This window comes from Loktanella fryxellensis, from assembly GCF_900110065.1.
GTDB lineage: Bacteria > Pseudomonadota > Alphaproteobacteria > Rhodobacterales > Rhodobacteraceae > Loktanella > Loktanella fryxellensis.
On sequence record NZ_FOCI01000013.1, the window covers coordinates 72,749 to 93,897 of the forward strand.

Here is a 21,149-nt window from a genome sequence, read left to right on the forward strand (position 1 = left end):
CATATTCCCGCCCAACCGCATATTTCCACGCCAGAAGCCACGGGATGCGCGCCATGAACTGGATCACCAACTACGTCCGTCCGACGATCAACTCGTTGTTCTCGCGCCGCGAAGTGCCCGACAACCTGTGGACCAAATGCCCCGAATGCGGAACCATGCTGTTCCACCGCGAACTGGCCGCCAACCTGAACGTGTGCACCAACTGCGGCCACCACATGCCGATCACGGCCCGCGACCGGCTGACGGCGCTGTTCGACGGCGGTGTCTATTCGGACGTGAAGGTGCCCGAACCCGTGGCCGACCCGCTGCAGTTCCGCGATCAGAAAAAATATACCGACCGCTTGAAAGAGGCCCGCAAGAAGACCGGCGAGCGTGACGCCATGCTCGTCGCCATGGGCGAGATCGGCCGCACGCCCATCGTGGCCGCGGTGCAGGACTTCGGCTTCATGGGCGGGTCCATGTCGATGTATGTGGGCAACGCCATCGTCGCCGCCGCCGAACAGGCCGTGGCGCTGGGGCGTCCGCTGGTGCTCTTCTCCGCTGCCGGTGGCGCGCGTATGCAGGAGGGCATCCTCGGCCTGATGCAGATGCCCCGCACCACCATTGCCGTGCAGATGCTCAAGGAAGCGGGCCTGCCCTACATCGTCGTGCTGACGCATCCGACCACGGGCGGCGTCACCGCGTCCTACGCCATGCTGGGCGACGTGCAGATCGCCGAACCCAACGCGCTGATCGGCTTCGCGGGCGCGCGGGTGATCGAACAGACCATAGGTGAGAAGCTGCCCGAAGGGTTCCAGCGCGCGGAATACCTGCTGGATCACGGCATGCTGGACCGCGTGACCAAACGCACGGACCTGAAGGACGAGCTGGTCACGATCCTGCGGATGCTCATGCAGCAGCCCCCGGCGATCAAGGGCGACCTGCCGCCGCCGCATATCGACAGCCATGCGCTGGACGATCAGGAACAGATCCCGGTACAGCCGTGACATCCACGACATCGGACGCCGTTCTGGCGCGAATGATGACCCTGCACCCCAAGGTCATCGACCTGACGCTGGACCGGGTGTGGCGGCTGCTGGGCCGTCTGGGCAATCCGCAGGACCGCCTGCCGCCGGTCGTCCACATCGCCGGCACCAACGGCAAGGGCAGCACGCAGGCCATGATCCGCGCCGGGCTGGAGGCGCGCGGCCTGCGCGTCCACGCCTACACCTCGCCCCACCTCGCGCGGTTCCACGAACGCATCCGTCTGGCCGGATCGCTCATTTCAGAGCCCGCGCTGACCGCCCTGCTGGACAGGGTTCACACCGCCAACGGCCCCGATCCGATCACGTATTTCGAAATCACGACCGTCGCCGCCCTTCTCGCCTTCGCCGACACCCCCGCCGACGCGACCCTGCTGGAGGTCGGCCTCGGTGGACGCCTCGACGCCACCAACGTCGTCGCATCGCCTGCGCTGTGCGTCATCACGCCCGTCGATCTCGACCACCAAAGCTATCTCGGCGACACCCTGCCGCTGATCGCCGCCGAAAAGGCCGGCATCCTCAAACGCGGCGTGCCCTGCATCGTCGCCCGCCAGCACGACGCAGCGCTCGACGTGATCGAGGCCCGCGCCGCCCGCCTTGGCGCCCCCCTTCTCGTGCACGGCCAGCACTGGCACGTGGGCGTCGAACGCGACCGGCTGATCTATCAGGACGAACGGGGTCTGCTGGACCTGCCCCTGCCCGCCTTGCCCGGCCCGCACCAGATCGACAACGCGGGCACCGCCATCGCCGCCCTGCGGCATCTGTCGGCGCAGGCGGGCCTGTCCGATACGGATGCGGCGGTGGCCGAGGCCGCCGTGACCCGCGTCGCATGGCCCGCCCGGATGCAGCGGCTGGCTACCGGAGCGCTGGCCGATCTCGCGCGGCCCGCGACCCTGTGGCTCGACGGCGGGCACAACCCTGCGGCGGGCGTGGCCCTTGCCGCGACACTGGCCGCGATGCCGCCCGCACGCACGCACCTGATCTGCGGGATGCTGAATACCAAGGACATCGGCGGTTACCTGCGCCCGCTGGCGCCCCATGCGGCGGCCCTTACCGCTGTGGAAATCCCCGGAGAGACCGCGACGATCCCCGCCGCCGACACCGCCCGCCACGCGACGGCCGCGGGCCTTGCCGCCGACACCTCGCCCGACGTGTCGACGGCGATCCGTCAGGCGACAGCGACCGGTGCCACCCGCGTGCTGATCTGCGGCTCACTCTATCTTGCGGGGCACGTGCTGCGCGTGAACGGGGTCGGCGGTCCGGTCTGAGCCGCGTTGCGGGCTGCGCCACGACAGCCCTTGCCACGCGCGTCGGAACGCCCATCTACTGCACGACCCAAAGGCAGGAAAGACGCAACCCATGCGCCCCATCGTGATCCTCGTGGCGCTCTGGTCCGCGCTGCCCGCATCGGCGGCCACCCTCAACCTGTGCTGGGTCGGGGCGGGCGGCTATACCATGACGGGCCGGATGCAGGTCGCCGACGCAGCGATGACCGCTGGCCGGGTCCTGACCGAGGACGACGTGCAACGCTTCAAAATCACGGGCTATCGCGATGGCCGCCTGTTGGGCACATGGGACATGGTGCAGGCGCGCCCCGGTACGACGTTCCACCTGCGCTTCGATCCCGCGACGATGACCTTTCCAACGGGCGGCAGCTTTGACAGCAACGTCAGTCAGGGGTGGAACGCCAACGGGGCCGTCGACGACTGCGGCACACCCGGCTTCGGCTGGAACTCCGGCAACATCGGCCAGGATGTCTGCTTCGACGGCACCTACATCATGGACAGCACCATCGACCCGAAAACGCCTCTTTTCGCGACATATGACCCGGTTTCACCCGATTGCGGCACGACAGTTCCCCTTAGCAAGGCGTTGTCGCGAATCAGGGGATTGACGGCGAATCACGCATCACATTAGGGTGAGGCCAACGTCAGAGAGAACAGGCGCATTGAAGCGTCGCAGCCTCTGCGAGCAGGGCAGGTCAGAAAAGCAGGTCTTCGGGCCTGCTTTTTTGTTGCATTTCACGATTTATGACCCGGCGAAGGCGTCAATTCAGCTTGACACTTGCCCCCAACCGTCCGCTTGCATCTCGCGCAGACGACTGGCGGTGCGTTCGAATTCGAACGATCCCTCGCCCTCACGGTAAAGGTATTCCGGGGCCGCCGCCGCCGAACAGATCAACTGCACACGTGCCTCGTAAAGCGCATCGATCAGCGTCACGAACCGCTTCGCCTCGTTGAAGTTGTCGCGTCCCAGCGAGGGGATGTCGCGCAGGATCAGCACCCGCACCGCAGCGGCCAAGGCAAGGTAGTCTGCCGCACCCAATGGTTTGCCGCACAGGTCGTAGAACGACGCCGCCGCCACACCGTTGTGATAGTCCGGCAGCGTCACCGTCCGGCCCTGCACGTGCAAGGTGAGCGGCGTGCTGTGACCCTCGCTGACGCGCTGCCAGACCGCGGCGATGGCGGCGCGGGCGGTGGCATCGTTCGGCGTGAAATAGCTGGGGGTCCCCGCCAGCCGCCCCTGCCGGTAATCGGTGACGGCGGCCAGCTCGTGCACCGCCATCCGGTCCTTGATCAGGTCGATGAACGGCACGAAGATATCCCGGTTCAGACCGTTTTTGTACAAGTCGTCCGGCGGCCGGTTCGAGGTCGTGATGACCGTGACCCCTGCGGCGAAGAGCGCCTCGAACAGACGCCCGACGATCATCGCATCGGTGATGTCGGAAATCTGCATCTCGTCGAAGGCGAGCAGGCGGATGTCGGCAGTCAGTTTCGCGGCCACGGGCTTGATCGCATCGTCCACGCCGGTCTTGCGTGCGGCGGCGATCTCGGCGTGGATCCACTGCATGAAGGCATGGAAATGCTGACGTTGCTTCGGCACGTCAATCTGGCTGTAGGCCAGATCCATCAGCATCGACTTGCCGCGCCCTACGCCGCCCCACATGTAAAGGCCGCGAACGGGCAGCGGTGTCTTGCGGAAGAATCCTGTCATGACGGGATGTTCCAGCGCATCCCTGATCCGGTCGAGTTCCGGCAGGACCCCCTCTTGCGCAGGATCGCGGGTCAGACGGCCAGCGGCCACGGCGCTGTCATAGGCTTCGGTCACACTCATGGCCCCCCGCATACGCCGCCGTTTGCAAATTGACAATTCGCCTGCATCGTCAGCAACGTAGGCCATGGAAACACGCGCCCCCCTGTTCACCCCGGTCCTGATCGCCGGATGCCTCATCATCATGACGGGTTTCGCGATCCGCGCGTCCTTCGGCATGTTCCAGATCCCCGTGGCCGAGGAATTCGGCTGGCCCCGGGCAGAGTTCAGTCTGGCCATCGCGATCCAGAACCTCGCCTGGGGGTTCGGCCAGCCGATCTTCGGCGCGATCGCGGAACGGATCGGCGACCGCAAGGCCATCGTCATCGGTGCGATCTGCTATGCGGTGGGCCTCGTGCTGGCGGCGGGGGCGACCACGCCGCTCGGCGCGCAACTGACGGAAATTATCGTGGGCTTCGGCATCGCCGGCACCGGCTTCGGCGTGATCCTGGCCGTCGTGGGCCGGGCGGCCAGCGACGACAACCGCTCCATGGCGCTGGCGATAGCCACGGCGGCGGGATCGGCGGGACAGGTGTTCGGCGCGCCCTTGGCGGAATGGCTGCTCACGCTCATGTCATGGCAGAACGTGTTCCTCGTCTTCGCCGCCGCGATCCTCGCCGTCCTCGCCGTGCTGCCGATGATGCGCAGCCCCGCCCCCGCCACCCGGGCCGAACTGCAGGAAAGCATGGGCACGGTCGTGCTGCGCGCGATCAAGGATCCATCGTTCGCGCTGATCTTCCTCGGCTTCTTCTCCTGCGGCTACCAGCTCGGCTTCATCACCGCCCACTTTCCCGCCTTCATCACAGAGGCCTGCGGACCGATCATGGCGGGCGGCATCCTCGCGGGGCTCGGCATTACGACGACCAGCGCGCTCGGGGCCATCGCCATTTCGCTGATCGGGCTGGCCAACATCGGCGGCACGCTGGCGGCAGGCTGGGCTGGCAAGCGGTATCCGCGCAAGTATCTTCTGGCAGGCATCTATGTCGCCCGCACGGTGGTCGCGGCGGCGTTCATCCTGACCCCCATGACGCCCACGACGGTGATCCTGTTCAGCCTCGCCATGGGCAGCCTGTGGCTGGCGACGGTCCCACTGACATCGGGCCTCGTGGCGCACCTCTACGGCCTGCGCTACATGGGCACGCTTTACGGGCTGGTCTTCTTTTCGCACCAGCTTGGCAGTTTCATGGGCGTGTGGCTGGGCGGGCGGCTCTATGACGCCTTCGGCAGCTACGATGCCGTCTGGTGGATCGGCGTCGGGGTCGGCGCGCTGAGCGCGGTGCTGCACCTGCCCATCAAGGAGGCGAAGGGTCCGGTCGCCGTCCCCGCCTAGATGGCGGTGCGGATGATCTCCGCGACCTCGTCCGCATGGCGCCATGGCAGGGCATGGTCGGCGTCCGGCACCACCTCTTGCATGGTGTTGCGGTTCCATTGCGCCAGCATCCCAAGGGCTTGCAGCGGGATCGTCCGGTCCTGTCCGCCCCAGACCGCCAGCACGGGTATGTCCTGCCGCCCCAGCGTGCGGTGCGCCTGCTCCTGAGAGACGTGCAGCATGTGGCGGCGGCTGGACAGCACGGCGGTCAACCCGCCGCGCCGGGTCAGCTCCGCCCGCTGGATCTGTCCCACGGGCGTGTCGGCAGGGGCCGCCTCTGCCGCAAGCTGCCGTGCGCCGAAGGTCGCGACCAGCCAGTCGCCAAGGATCGGCACGCGCAGAGCGACGGACCAGAACCGCCCTTCCGTCACCACCATGCCTGCCGGGGCCAGCAGGATCACACGCCCGACCCGGTGCGGCTGGGCTGCGGTAAAGGCCGCGACGATGGCCCCGCCCATGGAATAACCCATCAGGATGACGTCCGGTCCAACCCGTTGATCCGTCAGCACATCGTCGAGCTGCCGCAGAAAGAACGCCGCATCCTGACGCCCCGCCGCCCGGTCCGACAACCCGCGCCCATAGAGGTCATAGGTCAGCACCCTGTAGCCCATGCGTCCCAGCCGTTCCGCCAGCGGGTCGAACACGCGACTGGGCGTGGTCAGACCGTGGACCGCCACGATGACAGGCCCGCGCGCGGGCCCGTGCCAGCGCAGCCATGTCGCCCCTTGGGTCAGCGTCGCAAACTGGCCCGCGGCCGCCGCCCGGTCGGCGGCATCCACGCTGGACTGTCGCACCGCGAGCACGAAGGGCACGGTGAGTGCGACCACAAGTGCGATCAGCACGGCCCAGGCGATCATCACAGCGTCTCTCCTTGCACTTTTGCAACCACCGCGTCAGTCGGCGGCATGTGCCGTAGCCCGCAGGATGTAGTCGGCGGTCATCAGGTCCAGATGCGCCCCGCCCCCGTTCTTGAACAGCGTGATCTCTTCCGCGTTGCGCCGCACGAACGCCGGCAGGTCGTAGAAATCGGCGATGACATGGTCCGGCTGGATCACGCCCGCATCCAGCGGCGCTTTCAATTCTCCGATATGGGCCGTCGTGGTGTGGCGGTTGTCCACGAACACGCGCGAGCGCAGGATGGCGGTGTCGTCCGCCTCCCTCATATCCGGGCGATAGGCACCGATCAGGTCGATGTGCTGGCCCGGCTGCAACCAGTCGCCGCGGATCAGGGGTGCCGTGGACATGGTGGCGCTGGTCACGATGCAGGCCGCCCTGACGGCGGTTTCCAGATCGTCCGCCACCGCGACGCCGGGGTGTTCGGCGGCAAAGGCCGCGGCCCCGGCGGACGAACGGTTCCACACCGTGAACCGCGCAGCGGGATAGGCCGCGCCGTAAGCCGCCAACAGGCTGCGCCCCACCGTCCCTGCCCCTACGATCAGGATGTTGCGGCTGTCTGGGCGCGCCAGCCTGCGCGCCGCCAGCAGGCTGTCACCCGCAGTCTTCCACTTCGTCACGAGGGCGAAGTCGATGACCGCCAGCAGCGATCCGTCCGCGTCGGACATCAGGTTGACCGCCCCGCCGATCGCGGGCCTGCCCTGCGCGGGGTTCCCCGGAAACACCGTGGCCGCCTTGACCAGCACACCCATGCCCGCGATCCACGCCGCACGGGTCAGCAGGGTGTTGTCGCCTTGATACAGGAACATATCCTCCACCTGCGCGCGCGGCCCGTCGTGCCCCGCCGCCAGCGCATCCGTCAGCGCCAGCCAGTCGAGGTGCCGCTCGGCGGAAAAGGGGATCTGCCGGATCATGCGGCCTGCTCCGGGGTCAACAGCCCTTCACCCACCAGCCGCCCTGCAAAGCCGGCGGGACCGTCGAACAGATGCGTTTGCCAGCCCCGTGTGCTTGCCGCGCGGATGTTGTCGATCCGGTCGTCGGCGAACAGGAGTTTGCCGGGCGCGAACCCGCAGCCCTCCTCCAACCGCCGATAGATCTCCGGGTCCGGCTTGATGACGCCCATATGGCCAGAGATGTAGCGTTGATCGAATTCGTGCAAGAACGGATACCGCTTTTGCGCGATTTCGAAGGTCTGGATGCCGAAATTGGACAAGGCGATGCAGGGCACGCCGTCCGCCCGCAAGGCCCGCAGCAGGCGCACGCTGTGCGGAATCTCAGGTGCCGCCATGTCGGCCCAGTTGTCGTGCCACATCGTGATCTCGGCCCGCCAATCCGGGTGGCGGCCGGCCAGAGCGGCCACCGCATCGCCGAAATGGTCGCCACGGTCCACGCCGTCGTTCATGCCGTGCAGGTCGATGGCCGCGAACATGGCGCGGCGGCGCTCTTTGCCGATGGCCGCGTCATAGAACCGCTCCGGCTGCCACTCCAGCAGCACGTTCCCGATGTCGAAGACGACGGCATGGATGGTGGCCGTAACGGGCATGGATCAACCTTTCGCAGAGCGCAGAGCGCGTTCGAGGGCGTCGAGAAAGCGCGAGCGGTCCGCCTTGGAAAACGGCCGCCCGCCGCCCTGACGGAACGGATCGGCGGCGCGCATGTCGGCCATCAGATCGCGGGTCGCCAGCACGTTGCCGATATTGGCGGGCGTCAGCGCCTCGCCGTTATGCTTCAGCACCTGCGCGCCGTTGGCCACGCAGCGTGCGGCAAGGGGGATGTCGCCGGTGATAACCACGTCGCCCGGCCCCGCCCGGTCGGCGATCCACATGTCAGCCACGTCGGGGCCATCGGGGACCACCACCGTTTCCACCAGTGGATTGGGCGACGGGCGGATGCCGCCATTCGACACGACGGCCATCCGCACCTTGTGGCGCGTGCCCACGCGCTCCACCTCGGCCTTCACCGGGCAGGCGTCGGCGTCGACGTAGATCATGTGCGGCCCTCAGGCATACAGCGCCTGCGCATGGAAATCGACGTGATCCTCCATGAAGCTCGCGATGAAGTAGTAGCTGTGGTCGTAGCCCTTGTGCAGCCGCACCTGCGCGTCCTGACGCCGGGCGGCGCAGGCGGCGGCGAAATCGCCGGTGTTGAGCAGGTCGTAGAACTGGTCGTCGGCGCCCTGATCGACCAGCACGGGCCCGTCGAAGCCGCGGTCCCGCATCAGCAGCGTCGCATCGTGCGCCGACCCGTCGCCACCGAGATAGGCCGCGAACTGCTTGCGGCCCCAGTCGGACTGCGTGGGATGGCAGATCGGCGAAAACGCCGACACGGACCGGAATCGGCCCGGGTGCTTCATCGCCAGCGTCAGCGCGCCGTGACCACCCATCGAATGGCCCGTGATGCCCTGCCGGTCCATGTCGAGCGGGAACTCCGACGCCAGCAGGTCGGTCAGGTCGCGCGTGATGTAGCGTTCCATGCTGAAATGCGGGGCCCACGGCGCCTGCGTCGCATCGATATAGAAACCCGCCCCCTGCCCCAGATCGAATGCGGCATCATCGGCGACCCCATCGCCGCGCGGCGAGGTGTCTGGGAATACGACGGCGATCCCCTGCTGTGCAGCGAACGCCTGCGCGCCCGCCTTGGTCATCGCATTCTCGTGCGTGCAGGTCAGGCCGGACAGGAACCACAGCACCGGCACGGGGCCCGTGGCGGCCTCCTCCGGGAGGAACAGGCCGAAGGTCATGTCGGTGCCCGTCGCCTTGCTCGCGTGGGTGAAGACCCCCTGCGTGCCACCGAAACAGCGGTTTTCGGATTTGGTCTGCATGGCGATGCCTCCTGCGCGGATGTTGGCCCAAGGGCTAGCGCAGGGGCGCGGTCAGTGCAACGACGGTGCTGATCGTGACGATGCTGAACGTGGTGGTGACAAGGATCGCCGCCGACACCCGTGCGGCGGCCACGCCGTAATGCTGCGCCAGCATATAGACGTTGCCCGCCACCGGAAGTGCGGCCGCCGCGATCATCACGGCGGCAGCAGCGAGGGCCACGTCGAACACCAGCAGGGCAAAGGCCGCCACGGCCACAGGGTGCAGCAGCAGCTTTGCCGCCGACAGCCACAGGGCAACCGACACACGTTCCGCCGATTTCGCCGCCAGTGATGCACCGATGGCGAACAGTGCGCCGGGCGTCGCCGCCCCGCCCAAGAGCGTGACGAAAGCGTTCAGCGGGTCCGGCACCGGCAGGGCCAAGGCCGACACCGTCAGCCCCAGCACGATGCTGACGATCATCGGGTTGCGCAACAGACCCAGACCCACCGTCGCGAGAACGCCCGCGTGGATGCGCCCGTCGCGGCTGCCGGTGATCAGGATGACGATCAGCGACCCGAACACGATCAGATCGACCGACAGCACCAGCATGATCGGACCGATCGCCGCCTCTCCCAGCAGAAGGGTCAGCATCGGAATGCCGAGGAAGCCGACGTTGCCGATCACCGCCACCTGCGCCTCGACCGCCGCCTCTGCCACGGGCAGGCCGCGCGCCATCGCGACCACCGTCGCCAGCGCATAGATCGCGCCCGTGCCGCACAGATACGCCAGCACGAAGGGGCCGTCCCATACCTGCCCCAGCGACAGGTTGGCGGAAAACCGGAACAACAGCGCGGACAGCGCGAAATAGAACACGAAACGCGTCAGGGCCGCCGTGGCATCGGGTCCGAAGAACCTGATCCGCGCCGCCCCATACCCCAGACCGATGATTCCAAAGAAGGGCAGCGTCTGAAGGAAGACCGCGATCACGTCAGTCGAAGGTGCCGGTGACCCGGCCCAGCAGCATGAACGCCCGGGCGGTGCGCGTATCGGTCAGGGCGGCGATCTCCTCGTCGGTCGCCTCCGGCTCGAACGTCACCAGCGTCTTGTCGAAGAGCCGCAGGAAATGATGCGCCGCATCGCGAAAGATAGTGTCTTCGCGCATCCGGCCAGCCGACAGGGCCAGAGAGCTGCGGTCACGGATGCCACCCAACCCCGCAAGGGCGCGGCCCCGTTCGCCACCGGCAAAGCGCCGCCACACCTCTGGCCGGGCGCGGTCGGGGATCAGATCGTCCATATAGATGCCGTCCTGGCTGAGCAGGGTCAGCACGTCCTGCGCGGCCTGCACCAGCTGGCGGGCGGTGCGATCCTTGAGCGCGCGGCGCAGGGCGTCGAACCCCGCGACGTCCTTTTCGGTATCGGGAAAGTTCAGCGCCCGGATGAAATCGCCACGCGACAAGGGCGGTGCCGTGTCGTCGTCCTGCGTGCCCAGCGCAAGGGTCTGCTGGTCGTCCTGTGGGGTCATGGCGGCGGATGCGATGCCGACCTTGGACTTGGCCGCGCCGGCGCGGGTGGTGGCGAACGTCGCGAGCGTCTTCTCCGTCTGCCGGGCGGTGTGCGCGATCTCGTTCAGCTTCGCCTCGACGGTGGGGGCGTTCGCCCGCGCCTTGCGCTCGGCCGTCAAGGTGGTGCGCAGCGCGTCGATGGTGGCCAGCAGGTGATGCTGGTCGGCAGCCACGGCATCGCGGGTGCGCGTCAGGGCCGCAGCCATCCAGATCAGGCCGAGCGGCACGATCAGCGCCATGCCCAGCACCAGCCATTGCAACCCGCCAAAGCCGTCGGGTGCGGCAGGCAACAGCAGCATCAGCAGAACCACGATCACGACCCATGCCGCCGCGACCCCGAGTGCGGTCAGGTCGCTGCCGGTCAGGCCGGACCCGCTGGCCGAGCCGGGTTTGCGCGGATCGGGGGCCATGCCCGGACGCCTTACTTGAATTCGATGCGGGCGATCTCGTAGGCCTTGTCGCCGCCGGGTGTGCGGACCTCGACGCTGTCGCCGGCGTCCTTGCCGATCAGCGCACGCGCCAGAGGCGATTTCATGTTCAGACGGCCCTGCTCGATGTCGGCCTCATATTCGCCGACGATCTGAAAGGTCTTCTCCTCGTCCGTGTCCTCGTCGATCAGGTACACGGTCGCGCCGAACTTGACGTTGCCGGACATCCGGGCGGGATTGATGACCTCGGCCAGCGAGATGACGCCTTCCAGCTCCTTCACGCGGCCCTCAATGAAGGACTGCTTTTCCTTGGCAGAGTGGTATTCGGCATTCTCGGACAGATCGCCATGCTCGCGCGCCTCGGAGATGGCGCGGATGATCGCCGGGCGCTCGACGGATTTCAGATGCTTCAGCTCGGCGTCGAGCTTGGAGAAACCGGCGGCGGTCAACGGGATCTTTTCCATGGCGGGGGCCCTTGTCGTCTGGTTGCAGTGCGCGCGCACGGACCGCGCAAGCGTTCATAGCCTATTGGGCCAGTGCGGCGTCAAGCGCAAGTGGCGGTTGACGCCACCGCCTGCAGCGCATGCAAGGTCGGCGGCAGACAGAGGCGGCGCAGGATGTCCCGTGCAGGCAGGCCGATGGCCGCCGCGACCCCCTGCGACAGGGCCGGAAACAGCGTCAGCAATTCGCGGCGTGCGGCGGCGTCGATGGACGCCATCGCCTGCGGGCCGGGATAGAAGGATTCGGTCCAGATCCCGTTCGACAGGACGATCTGGTGACGCTCGAACAGGATGTGCACATAGCTGACGCGCCGCACACCGTGGGCCACACGGACCCCACCGCCGGCCATCCGGGCCAGATGGGTGGCGCGGAAAAAGCGCTCCTCGCCGTCGTGGCGCAGCAGGATGGCATGTTGCGGCGACACCAGCAGCGATCGCGGATTGCCGAACACCGCCGGTGCGATGCGGACCGGGGCCAGATGCGGGTGGTCCGCAAGGTCGGCCGCCGACAGGTCGCGCCGCCCTCACCAGACGATTCGCTGAGGGCCGTCGTCGCGCGTAACCACCAGATCGCCGGGCCGCAACTGGGTCACGGGGCGCTGCCCCTGCGGCGTCAGGATCAGGGTGTCGGGAGTAAAGCACGGGATACCCGCGCGGAACATCTGCGCAGCAGAGGTCATCTGCGACGGTGCGACACCCAGCAGGACGATGCTTTCGCCTTCGGGAAAGACCAGCCGCGCGCTGCCGCCGCCTGCGTCCTGCACCACCACGTCATAGGCGGTGACCGGCCTGCCATCGAGGGTGCGCAACGCGCTGACGTCAAGCTGGTCGTTCGTGCGACCGTCGCCGTCCGCATCGCTCATGTCGAAATCAGTGACCGTATCCGCCCCGCCCGCCCGGTCGAAGCCGAACACGTCATCCCCCGCCCCGCCGGTCAGGGTGTCGCTGCCACTGCCGCCGACAAGCCTGTCGTTGCCGGCATCGCCCCAAAGCGTATCGGCATCCGCACCACCGAAGAGCGTATCATCCTCGGTCCCGCCCGCCAGCCGGTCCTGCCCCATGCCCCCCAGCAGCGTGTCGTGACCCGCATCGCCGGACAGGCTGTCGTCGCCCGCGTCGCCGGACAGGGTGTCCCCATCCGCACCACCGAAGAGAATGTCGCCCTCGGTCCCGCCGGACATCGTATCGCTGCCGTCGCCGCCGAACAGGGTGTCGTCGCCCCCATCGCCGCCCAGACTGTCGTTGCCGGCCCCACCCGACAGGCTGTCGTTGCCATCACCACCGTAAAGCGTGTCACTGCCGGCCCCGCCAAAGCCCGTATCGTTCCCGGCGTCGCCATAGACCATGTCGTTGCCGTCGTCGCCCGACACCGTGTCATTGTCGGACCCGCCATAGATCAGGTCGTTTTCGGTCCCGCCGGACAGCGTATCGGAACCGGTGCCGCCGAACAGCCAATCCTGCCCCTGATCGCCAAAGAGCGCGTCGTTGCCGTCGTCGCCATGCTGCGTGTCGTCGCCGGTGCCACCATAGACCAGATCGCCACCGCCGCCCGCGACCACCGTGTCGTTGCCGCCGTTCGCATAGACCACGTCGGCACCGGTCGTGACCCGATCGTTCTGGCCGTCCGCAAAGCCCACGCCCATGGTCTGGGCGGTCTCGGCCCCGTCCACCGGCGCCTTGAAGTCGCCGGCAATGCGGTTGGCCGCCATGTCGCCCGCCGCGTCGCCGGTGTTGCTGGCCACGCTGACCAGTTGCAGCGACCGGATCGGGGCGGCGGTCAGCGCCGCCTGATCGGCGTTCGCGGTGAGTTCCGGCGCAAGATACGTCCTGCCGTTCACGTCCTGGAAGACGACCGCCGTGATGCTGGCGGTGGTCCCGTCGATGTAGGTGATCGTCGCGTTGTAGATCGCCACCGCGTCGAAGTTCTGCGGCGCGCCGCCATTGATGCGGAAACTGTCGTAGCCGCCGAAGTTGTCCACATCGTAACTGTTGTTGTCGTCTTCTGTCTGCCGCTCGGCCGTCAGGGTACGCACGTTGTTGAACAATGGCGTGCCGGTGGTCCCATAGGTGCCAAGGATGCCGCCGGCGTTCTCGGCGGTCTCCTCGTTGTTGGCCTGGCTGTCGATGATCGACAACTGACCCAGGAATATGACCTCGTAGGAAGTCGGCATGGCATCCTGTCCCGAACAGGGACACCGAACGTGCCATGCCATCCGGTCTGGACCAGAAGAGACATGCGGCACGTCAGTGCCCGCCCGCACATCGGCGGGACAGGTGCAGGTTTGGCACAGAACATGAACGATCCGGTCACCTCAGCCCGCCGAAATGCAGCAATGTTTCCTCAACTTGTGCCGGATATGCGAAACCCGCACCCGCAACGGCGGACCGGCGCGGGATGCGCCATGACGGCGCGGCGGGGTGTTTTTACGTGGTGTCGCGGTTGCCGGGCGGTGGCCGGTCCTGTAACCACGGCCGCAGTATTTTCGCAGGCGTGAGAGGACGATCCGATGACCCAGACACAGCGCGAAACCATGGACTACGATGTCGTCATCGTGGGCGCTGGGCCTGCGGGCCTGTCGGCGGCGATCCGGCTGAAACAGCTGGATGCGGGCCTGAGCGTCGTGGTGCTGGAAAAGGGGTCGGAGGTCGGCGCGCATATCCTGTCGGGCGCCGTGCTGGATACGGTGGGCCTCGACCGGCTGCTGCCCGACTGGAAGAACCGCGGCGCACCCATCGACGTGAAGGTGACGGAAGACAACTTCTACATCCTGGGCGAGGCGGGCAAGATCCGTGTCCCGAACTGGCCGATGCCGCCGCTGATGAACAACCACGGCAACTACATCGTCAGCATGGGCAACGTCTGCCGCTGGATGGCCGAACAGGCGGAAGCGCTGGGTGTGGAGATCTTCCCCGGCATGTCCTGTTCGGAGATCGTCTGGGGCGAGGATGGCCGCGTCGCGGGTGTCGTCGCCGGTGAATTCGGGCGCAACCCGGACGGCACCGAAGGTCCCGGTTACGAGCCCGGAATGGAACTGCACGGCAAGTATGTCTTCCTCGGCGAAGGCGTGCACGGCTCGCTGTCCAAGCAGGTCATCGCGAAATACGCGCTCAACGCAAAATCGGGGCCGCAGAAATACGGCCTCGGCATGAAGGAGATCTGGGAGATCGACCCCGCCAAGCACAAGCCGGGCACAGTCACCCACACGATGGGCTGGCCGCTGGGCAAGAACGCGGGCGGCGGGTCGTTCATCTATCACCTCGACAACAATCAGGTCTATGTCGGGTTCGTCGTGCATCTGAACTACGCGAACCCCTATGTCTTTCCCTACATGGAGTTTCAGCGCTTCAAGCATCACCCGATGGTGGCCGAACTGCTGGAGGGGGGCAAACGCGTCGCCTATGGCGCGCGCGCGATCAACGAGGGCGGCTATCAGGCGATCCCGCAGACCGCCTTTCCGGGCGGTGCGCTGCTTGGCTGTTCCGCCGGTCTGGTGAACGTGCCGCGCATCAAGGGCAACCACAACGCCATGCTGTCCGGCATCCATGCCGCCGAGGCGGCCCACGCCGCGATCGCCGCAGGACGGTCCGGCGACACGCTGAGCGAGTACGACACCGCCTTGCGCAAGGGTCCCGTGGGTAAGGATCTGAAGCCCGTCCGCAACGTCAAGCCGCTGTGGTCGAAGTATGGCCTGGCCACGTCGCTGGTGATGGGCGGCCTCGACATGTGGACGAATACACTGGGTTTCTCGTTCATCGGCACCATGTCGCACGGCAAATCCGACGCCGAGGCGACCGAAAAGGCGGCCAAGCACAAGCCCATCGTCTATCCCAAACCGGACGGCAAACTGTCGTTCGACCGGCTGACCAACGTGGCGTTCAGTTTCACCAACCACGAGGAAAGCCAGCCATCGCATCTGAAGCTGAAGGACCCGGGCATTCCGGTCGCGGTCAACCTGCCCGAATATGCAGGACCGTCGCAGCGGTATTGCCCGGCCGGCGTCTATGAATTCGTGGGCACAGGCGACGCCGTGCGGTTCCAGATCAACTTTCAGAACTGCGTGCACTGCAAGACCTGCGACATCAAGGACCCCAGCCAGAACATCGTCTGGACCGTCCCGCAGGGCGGCGACGGACCGAACTATCCCAACATGTGACGTGTGACCATGATCTCGCGCAGGATCGGGCGGAGCACCGCCCGATCAACCCCCTGTGAGGATGCTGCGATTGCACAGGAGCGCCGCCGTCCGTAGGCTGCGGGCCTGAACATTGTCACAGGCGGCACCCCCTACGTGAAACGACTGATCCCCCTTGGCGCCGCGCTGTGCGTCCTGATGTCCGGCCATATGCTGCACGCGCAGCCGTCCGACACCAGTGACCCGGGCGCGTACCTTGCTGCCGCGAACGCGGCCCGCACCGGCGATTTCGCCGCCGCCGCCCAGTGGTTTACAGAGGCGCTCGGCGGCGATCCGGGCAACCCGCAGATGCTGGAAAGCCTTGCGGTGGCTCAGGTCGCCCTTGGTGACTTCGAGGCAGCCGAGGCGACCGCGCAGACCATGCGGCTGGCGGGATTCGAGAGTCAGGTTGGCAACAAGGTGCTGGCCGCCGTGGCTGCCGCCCGCGACGAGTGGGCCACGATCCAAGCTGACCTTGCCGCGGACCATACGGTCAGCCCCCTGTTCGACGGGCTGGTGCTGGCGTGGGCGCTGGTCGGGTCAGGCGACATGACGGCGGCGCTGGCGGCCTTCGACACCGTCACGGCGACGGACGGGATGGCCGCCTACGGCCAGTTCCACAAGGCGCTGGCGCTGGGGTCCGTGGGCGACCACGACGGGGCGCTGGCGATCCTGTCCGCATCCGGCAACGGGTCCGCCGGATTCGGCCCGCGCGCGACCATCGCCCATGCGCAGGTGCTGTCGCAACTGGGCCGCAACGCCGATGCGCTGGCCGTGCTCGACGATGCCTTCGGTGCAACGCTGGACCCGGCCATCGTGGCCCTGCGCAACCAGTTGGCGGCGGACGGCGCGGTGCCGTTCGACGTGGTGACGGGCGCGCGCGACGGGGTGGCCGAGACCGCCTTCATGATCGCCAGCCTGCTCGCGACCGAGGCGGAAGAGGCCTATACCCTGCAATATGCGCGCGTGGCGCAATATCTGACGCCGGGCAGCGCCGATGCGGCACTGCTGTCGGCAGAACTGCTGCAGAACCTGAACCGCTTCGATCTGGCGGGGGCGGCCTTTGCCAGCGTGGCGCAGGACGATCCGAACTTCGTGAATGCGGAACTGGGCCGGGTCGACGCGCTGCGCCGGGCCGGTGACGTGTCGGTCGCGGTAGAGGTCGCGCAGGCCCTCGCCCGCGCGACGCCCGATCTACCCTTCGTCCATGCGCGCCTTGGCGACATGCTGAACGATGCCGATGACCGCCCCGGTGCCATTGCCGCCTATTCGCGCGCGCTGGACCTTTATTCCATGACCGATCCGACGCGCTGGATCGTGCATTACACCCGCGCCATCGCCTATCACGCCAGCGACATGTGGCCAGAGGCGGAGTCCGATTTCCGTGCTGCCCTCGCCATCGAACCGGATCAGCCGCAAGTGCTGAACTACCTCGGCTATTCGCTGGTCGAACGTGGAGAGAAGCTGGACGAGGCGCTGGACATGATCGAACGCGCCGTGGCCGACGCCCCCGACAGCGGCGCCATCGTGGACAGCCTCGGCTGGGTCTATTTCAGGCTCGGCCGCTACGCCGAAGCGGTCGGCCCCTTGGAACGCGCGGCAGAGCTGGAGGCGGCGGACCCCACGATCAACGACCATCTGGGCGACGCCTACTGGGCGGTGGGCCGCGTGCGCGAGGCGCAGTTCCAGTGGCAGCGCGCCCTGTCCTTCGAACCGGACGCCGATCTGGCCACGCGGATCAGGGCCAAACTGGAACGGGGTCTGGATGCGGTGCTGGCCGATGAAGGCCAACCACCGCTGAGCGAGACCGCCGCCGAGGCGGAGCCGTGAGCCGCCTGACGACGACCGCACCCGCCAAGATCAACCTGACGCTGCACGTCACCGGACGACGGGACGACGGGTATCACCTGCTTGATTCGCTGGTGGTGTTCGTCGATCAGGGCGACCGGATCACCGTGACACCCAGCCCGGAATTGCGGCTGACGGTGACCGGCCCGTTCGCCGCCGGCGTGCCGGTGGACGACGGCAACCTCGTGATGCGCGCCGCCCGCGCGCTGGCAAAGGCCCGTGACGTGGACCGGGGTGCGGCCATCGTGCTGGACAAGCATCTGCCCCATGCCGCCGGCATCGGCGGTGGTTCTGCCGATGCCGCGGCGACGCTGCGGGTGCTGGCGGCGTTCTGGAACGTGGCCCCCCTGCCCGGCGATCATCCGGCGGTGCTGGCCCTTGGGGCGGATGTGCCGGCCTGTCTTGCGGCACCCGCACCCCTGCGCATGGGCGGCGTGGGCGAGCTGCTGCAGCCGGCCCCCGCCCTGCCAGACTGTGCGCTGGTGCTGGTCAACCCGCGCCACGACACGCCGACGCCTGCGGTGTTCAAGGCATTGGAATGTCGCGACAATCCCGGGATGAAGGCCTTGCCGGACGGGATGGACGTGGACGGCCTGGCCGCGTGGCTGAACCAACAGCGCAACGACCTGCTGGCCCCGGCGCGCGTCATCGCCCCCCAGATCGACGCGGTGCTGGACCGGTTGCGCAGTCTGCCCGCCGTCAAGGCCGTGGGCCTGTCGGGCTCTGGTGCCACATGTTGGGGTCTGGTCGCCGACATGGCGTCGGCGCGGCAAGCCGCCCGCGCGGTGCAGATCGGCAGCTCCGGCTGGTGGGTGGCCCCTGCCGGTGTGCTGCGGGCCGGGGCCGTGCTTTAGACCAGTCGGGCGACCACGTAATCCGCCAGATCCGCCAGCATGGTGCGGATCGGTGCGTCGGGCAGCGCGTCCAGCGATGCCTTTGCCTGTGCGGCCCACATCAGCGCATCCGCCCGCGTGCTGTCGAGCGTGCCGTGACGCGCCAGCAGGTCGCGGGCGTGATCGAGATCGGCGGCCTCCTGCGACCGTTTCTCCAGCGTGCGAACCCAGAACGCGCGCTCGCCTTCGTCGCCAGCGGCGATGGCGCGGATCACCGGGAGGGTCATCTTGCCCTCGCGGAAATCGTCGCCGGTGTTCTTGCCGATGCCCGCGTCGCCCTGCCAGTCCAGCAGATCGTCGACGATCTGGAACGCGATGCCCAGCGCATCGCCATAGGCGAACAATGCTGCCACCTGATCCTCGGGTGCTGCTGCGATCACACCGCCGACCTGCGTGGCCGCCGAGAACAGCGCCGCCGTCTTGCCGCGCACGACCTTGAGATAGGTGTCCTCGGTCGTCCTGGTATTCCGCGCGGCGGTCATTTGCAGCACCTCGCCTTCGGCGATGGTGGCGGCGGCGTTGGCAAGGATGTCGAGCACGCGCAGGTTGCCGGTTTCCACCATCAACTGAAAGCTGCGCGCGAACAGATAATCGCCCACCAGCACCGATGACGTGTTGTCCCACAGCAGGTTGGCCGTAGGCCGCCCGCGCCGCTTGTCGCTCTCGTCCACCACGTCGTCGTGCAGCAGCGTCGCGGTGTGGATGAACTCCACCGTCGCAGCCAGATGGATGTGATAGGGGCCGTCGTAACCGCACAGCCGCGCCGCCGCCAGCGTCAGCATCGGGCGCAGACGCTTGCCGCCCGCATTCACCAGATGCGCCGTCACCTCGGGGATGCGGGGCGCGTGTTCGGACGCCATGCGTGCGGCGATCATCGCATTCACCGCCGCCATGTCATCGGTCAGGGCCGCGGCCAGACGTTCATGGGGCTTTGTCGCGGCGTGATCGAGGCTCATGGGGGACATATCCGGGGGCTGATGGGCGTTCATGGACAAGGCGGCGCAGGCAGCCTAGGACTGGCATCCATGAAAGAACTGCTGCGCACCAATGACCCGACCGTCATCGCCCTTGCGACCGCCCTTCTGGACGCCGAAGGAATAACCTGTTTCCACTTCGACGTAAACATGAGCATCCTCGACGGCAGCCTCGGCATATTGCCGCGTCGCGTGATGGTCGCGGACCGCGACCTGTTCATCGCCCGCGCCGTGATGCGCGACGCCGAAATCGACGTCTCGTCCTGAGGCAGACGAATCGCGGATTGCGGCCATCTGTTACTTGTGCAGCGGAACTCGCAAAATGTTGCCCATATCACAGGCGCACATTGCCAGTTGTTGCGCAAATTGCCGCCCGATTAACCGATCACGACCTAATGTGGTGACACAGGGCCGCTGTCGTGCTGCAATGTAACTGTTCAATGACAGCAAGAGGGAGCCGACCATGAGCTTGAGTTCGCACGTCGAGGAACTGAAGAAGAAGCACCAGACCCTGTCCACGGCGGTCGAGACGCTGCAGCGCAGCCCCGCCACAGACGATCTGGAAATCGCGCGCCTGAAAAAGCAGAAACTGATGCTGAAGGAACAGATCAGCAAGTTTTCCACCCACTGATATCATCCCAGACGCGGTTCTGCCGCGACTGCCGATCCCATGACGAATGGCCGGAGTGCGTAGCGCACCCCGGCCATTTTGCGTCTCAGGCCATGTATTGCCCGCCATTGGCCGACAGCGTCGCGCCGGTGATGAATGCCGCGTCGTCCGACGCAAGGAACACGACCGCGCGGGCAATCTCGGACGGCTCGCCCAGACGGCCCACGGGGATTGCGCCGACGATCTGGTCCATGATCTTTTCAGGGATCGTGCTCATCATGTCGGTGTTGATGTAGCCGGGGCAGATCACGTTGGCGGTGATGCCGGCGCGTGCGCCCTCTTGCGCCAGCGCCTTGGTAAATCCGATGTCGCCGGCCTTGGCGGCAGCATAGTTCACCTGCGCGAACTGTCCCTTTTGCCCGTTGATCGAGCTGATGGTGATGATCCGCCCGAACTTGCGGTCACGCATGCCCGGCCAGACCGGGTGGGTCATGTTGAACACGCCGGACAGGTTCGTGCCGATCACCTCGTTCCACTGGTCCGGCGTCATCTTGTGGAACGGCGCATCGCGGGTGATGCCGGCGTTGTTCACAAGCACGTCGATGGGCCCGTGCGCCGCCTCGACCTCTGCGATGCCGGCCTTGCACGCATCATAGCTGCACACGTCCCATTTATAGGTCGCGATGCCCGTTGCGTCGCCGAATGCCTGTGCCTTTTCCGCGTTGCCCGCATAGGTCGCGGCGACCGTGTAGCCCGCCTCCTTCAATGCCATCGCGATGGCGGCACCGATGCCCCGCGTGCCGCCTGTAACGAGTGCCACTCTTGCCATTGTTCGATCCTCCCTGATCCTAAGTGCAGTCTAAAGCGCAATAAAATTGCGTCCAGTGCATTCCGGCGAGATCGGCAAGATGACCGCGACAGGCGGGCCGGGCCACGCAAAGGGGCCGCACCCCAAGGGATGCGGCCCCGCTGCCGTGGATCGGCAC

Annotated in this window: 20 protein-coding genes and 1 pseudogene; 9 read left to right on the top strand and 12 right to left on the bottom strand. The window is 66.9% G+C overall.

The features are described from left to right. Positions 1 to 53: 53 nt before the first annotated feature. The 3 genes from accD to BMX16_RS11235 all read left to right on the top strand — a co-directional run bounded on the left by accD (position 54) and on the right by BMX16_RS11235 (position 2,939). Complete coding sequence (gene accD / locus BMX16_RS11225) at positions 54 to 986, top strand: acetyl-CoA carboxylase, carboxyltransferase subunit beta (protein WP_089903419.1); 933 nt, start codon at positions 54 to 56, stop codon at positions 984 to 986. After that, on the top strand, positions 983 to 2,290 hold the full coding sequence (locus tag BMX16_RS11230) for a bifunctional folylpolyglutamate synthase/dihydrofolate synthase (protein WP_245731496.1): 1,308 nt from the start codon (positions 983 to 985) through the stop codon (positions 2,288 to 2,290). The genes accD and BMX16_RS11230 overlap by 4 nt, the downstream gene beginning before the upstream one ends. A gap of 91 nt (positions 2,291 to 2,381) precedes the next feature. Next, the gene (locus tag BMX16_RS11235) at positions 2,382 to 2,939 is read left to right on the top strand and encodes a hypothetical protein (protein ID WP_089903283.1); all 558 of its coding nucleotides are present in this window, start codon (positions 2,382 to 2,384) and stop codon (positions 2,937 to 2,939) included. A 135-nt stretch (positions 2,940 to 3,074) separates the two neighbouring features. Here BMX16_RS11235 and zapE read toward each other — a convergent pair whose 3' ends face one another. Then, positions 3,075 to 4,136, bottom strand: a complete 1,062-nt coding sequence (gene zapE, locus BMX16_RS11240; RefSeq protein WP_089903422.1) for a cell division protein ZapE — start codon at positions 4,134 to 4,136, stop codon at positions 3,075 to 3,077. Between the two features lie 64 nt (positions 4,137 to 4,200). Here zapE and BMX16_RS11245 point away from each other — a divergent pair, with 64 nt between their 5' ends. After that, positions 4,201 to 5,442, top strand: coding sequence for an MFS transporter (locus BMX16_RS11245; protein WP_089903286.1), 1,242 nt, complete (start codon positions 4,201 to 4,203; stop codon positions 5,440 to 5,442). Here the strand turns inward: BMX16_RS11245 and BMX16_RS11250 are convergent. From BMX16_RS11250 to BMX16_RS17975, 9 genes and pseudogenes are all read right to left on the bottom strand, one after another. Continuing rightward, a complete protein-coding gene (locus BMX16_RS11250) occupies positions 5,439 to 6,338 on the bottom strand; it encodes an alpha/beta fold hydrolase (RefSeq protein WP_089903289.1) in 900 nt (299 codons plus the stop codon). The two genes, BMX16_RS11245 and BMX16_RS11250, sit on opposite strands and share 4 nt — an antisense overlap. A gap of 36 nt (positions 6,339 to 6,374) precedes the next feature. Continuing rightward, entirely contained in the window at positions 6,375 to 7,289 is a 915-nt protein-coding gene (locus tag BMX16_RS11255; protein ID WP_089903292.1) for an ornithine cyclodeaminase family protein, read from the bottom strand. Further along, positions 7,286 to 7,918: an HAD family hydrolase gene (locus BMX16_RS11260; RefSeq protein ID WP_089903295.1), complete on the bottom strand. Its 633-nt coding sequence runs from the start codon at positions 7,916 to 7,918 to the stop codon at positions 7,286 to 7,288. Before BMX16_RS11260 ends, BMX16_RS11255 begins: the two co-directional genes overlap by 4 nt. 3 nt (positions 7,919 to 7,921) lie before the next feature. Continuing rightward, positions 7,922 to 8,365, bottom strand: a complete 444-nt coding sequence (locus BMX16_RS11265) for a YaiI/YqxD family protein (protein ID WP_089903297.1) — start codon at positions 8,363 to 8,365, stop codon at positions 7,922 to 7,924. A 9-nt stretch (positions 8,366 to 8,374) separates the two neighbouring features. After that, positions 8,375 to 9,196 carry an S-formylglutathione hydrolase gene (fghA, locus tag BMX16_RS11270; protein WP_089903300.1) on the bottom strand — a complete coding sequence of 274 codons (822 nt, stop codon included), beginning with the start codon at positions 9,194 to 9,196 and terminating at the stop codon, positions 8,375 to 8,377. A gap of 34 nt (positions 9,197 to 9,230) precedes the next feature. After that, positions 9,231 to 10,163, bottom strand: coding sequence for an AEC family transporter (locus BMX16_RS11275; protein WP_089903303.1), 933 nt, complete (start codon positions 10,161 to 10,163; stop codon positions 9,231 to 9,233). A gap of 1 nt (position 10,164) precedes the next feature. After that, on the bottom strand, positions 10,165 to 11,148 hold the full coding sequence (locus BMX16_RS11280; protein ID WP_089903305.1) for a hypothetical protein: 984 nt from the start codon (positions 11,146 to 11,148) through the stop codon (positions 10,165 to 10,167). Between the two features lie 11 nt (positions 11,149 to 11,159). Then, the gene (gene greA, locus BMX16_RS11285) at positions 11,160 to 11,630 is read right to left on the bottom strand and encodes a transcription elongation factor GreA (RefSeq protein ID WP_089903309.1); all 471 of its coding nucleotides are present in this window, start codon (positions 11,628 to 11,630) and stop codon (positions 11,160 to 11,162) included. Between the two features lie 80 nt (positions 11,631 to 11,710). Further along, positions 11,711 to 13,879, bottom strand: a pseudogene (locus BMX16_RS17975) (Hint domain-containing protein). A 294-nt stretch (positions 13,880 to 14,173) separates the two neighbouring features. Here BMX16_RS17975 and BMX16_RS11300 point away from each other — a divergent pair. From BMX16_RS11300 to BMX16_RS11310, 3 genes are all read left to right on the top strand, one after another. Beyond that, positions 14,174 to 15,820: an electron transfer flavoprotein-ubiquinone oxidoreductase gene (locus BMX16_RS11300; protein WP_089903318.1), complete on the top strand. Its 1,647-nt coding sequence runs from the start codon at positions 14,174 to 14,176 to the stop codon at positions 15,818 to 15,820. A 135-nt stretch (positions 15,821 to 15,955) separates the two neighbouring features. Then, entirely contained in the window at positions 15,956 to 17,668 is a 1,713-nt protein-coding gene (locus tag BMX16_RS11305) for a tetratricopeptide repeat protein (RefSeq protein ID WP_245731498.1), read from the top strand. Then, positions 17,665 to 18,540, top strand: coding sequence for a 4-(cytidine 5'-diphospho)-2-C-methyl-D-erythritol kinase (locus tag BMX16_RS11310; protein ID WP_089903321.1), 876 nt, complete (start codon positions 17,665 to 17,667; stop codon positions 18,538 to 18,540). Before BMX16_RS11305 ends, BMX16_RS11310 begins: the two co-directional genes overlap by 4 nt. Here the strand turns inward: BMX16_RS11310 and BMX16_RS11315 are convergent. Beyond that, a complete protein-coding gene (locus BMX16_RS11315; RefSeq protein WP_089903324.1) occupies positions 18,537 to 19,535 on the bottom strand; it encodes a polyprenyl synthetase family protein in 999 nt (332 codons plus the stop codon). The genes BMX16_RS11310 and BMX16_RS11315 overlap by 4 nt on opposite strands. Before the next feature lie 69 nt (positions 19,536 to 19,604). On the opposite strand from BMX16_RS11315, the gene BMX16_RS11320 reads away from it, so the two are divergent. Beyond that, on the top strand, positions 19,605 to 19,820 hold the full coding sequence (locus BMX16_RS11320) for a putative signal transducing protein (RefSeq protein WP_089903326.1): 216 nt from the start codon (positions 19,605 to 19,607) through the stop codon (positions 19,818 to 19,820). A 196-nt stretch (positions 19,821 to 20,016) separates the two neighbouring features. Beyond that, positions 20,017 to 20,184 (top strand): YdcH family protein, encoded by a 168-nt coding sequence (locus BMX16_RS11325; protein WP_089903329.1) that lies wholly within the window; start codon positions 20,017 to 20,019, stop codon positions 20,182 to 20,184. An 85-nt stretch (positions 20,185 to 20,269) separates the two neighbouring features. Here BMX16_RS11325 and phbB read toward each other — a convergent pair whose 3' ends face one another. After that, positions 20,270 to 20,992, bottom strand: a complete 723-nt coding sequence (phbB, locus tag BMX16_RS11330) for an acetoacetyl-CoA reductase (RefSeq protein ID WP_089903333.1) — start codon at positions 20,990 to 20,992, stop codon at positions 20,270 to 20,272. Between the last annotated feature and the right edge of the window lie 157 nt (positions 20,993 to 21,149).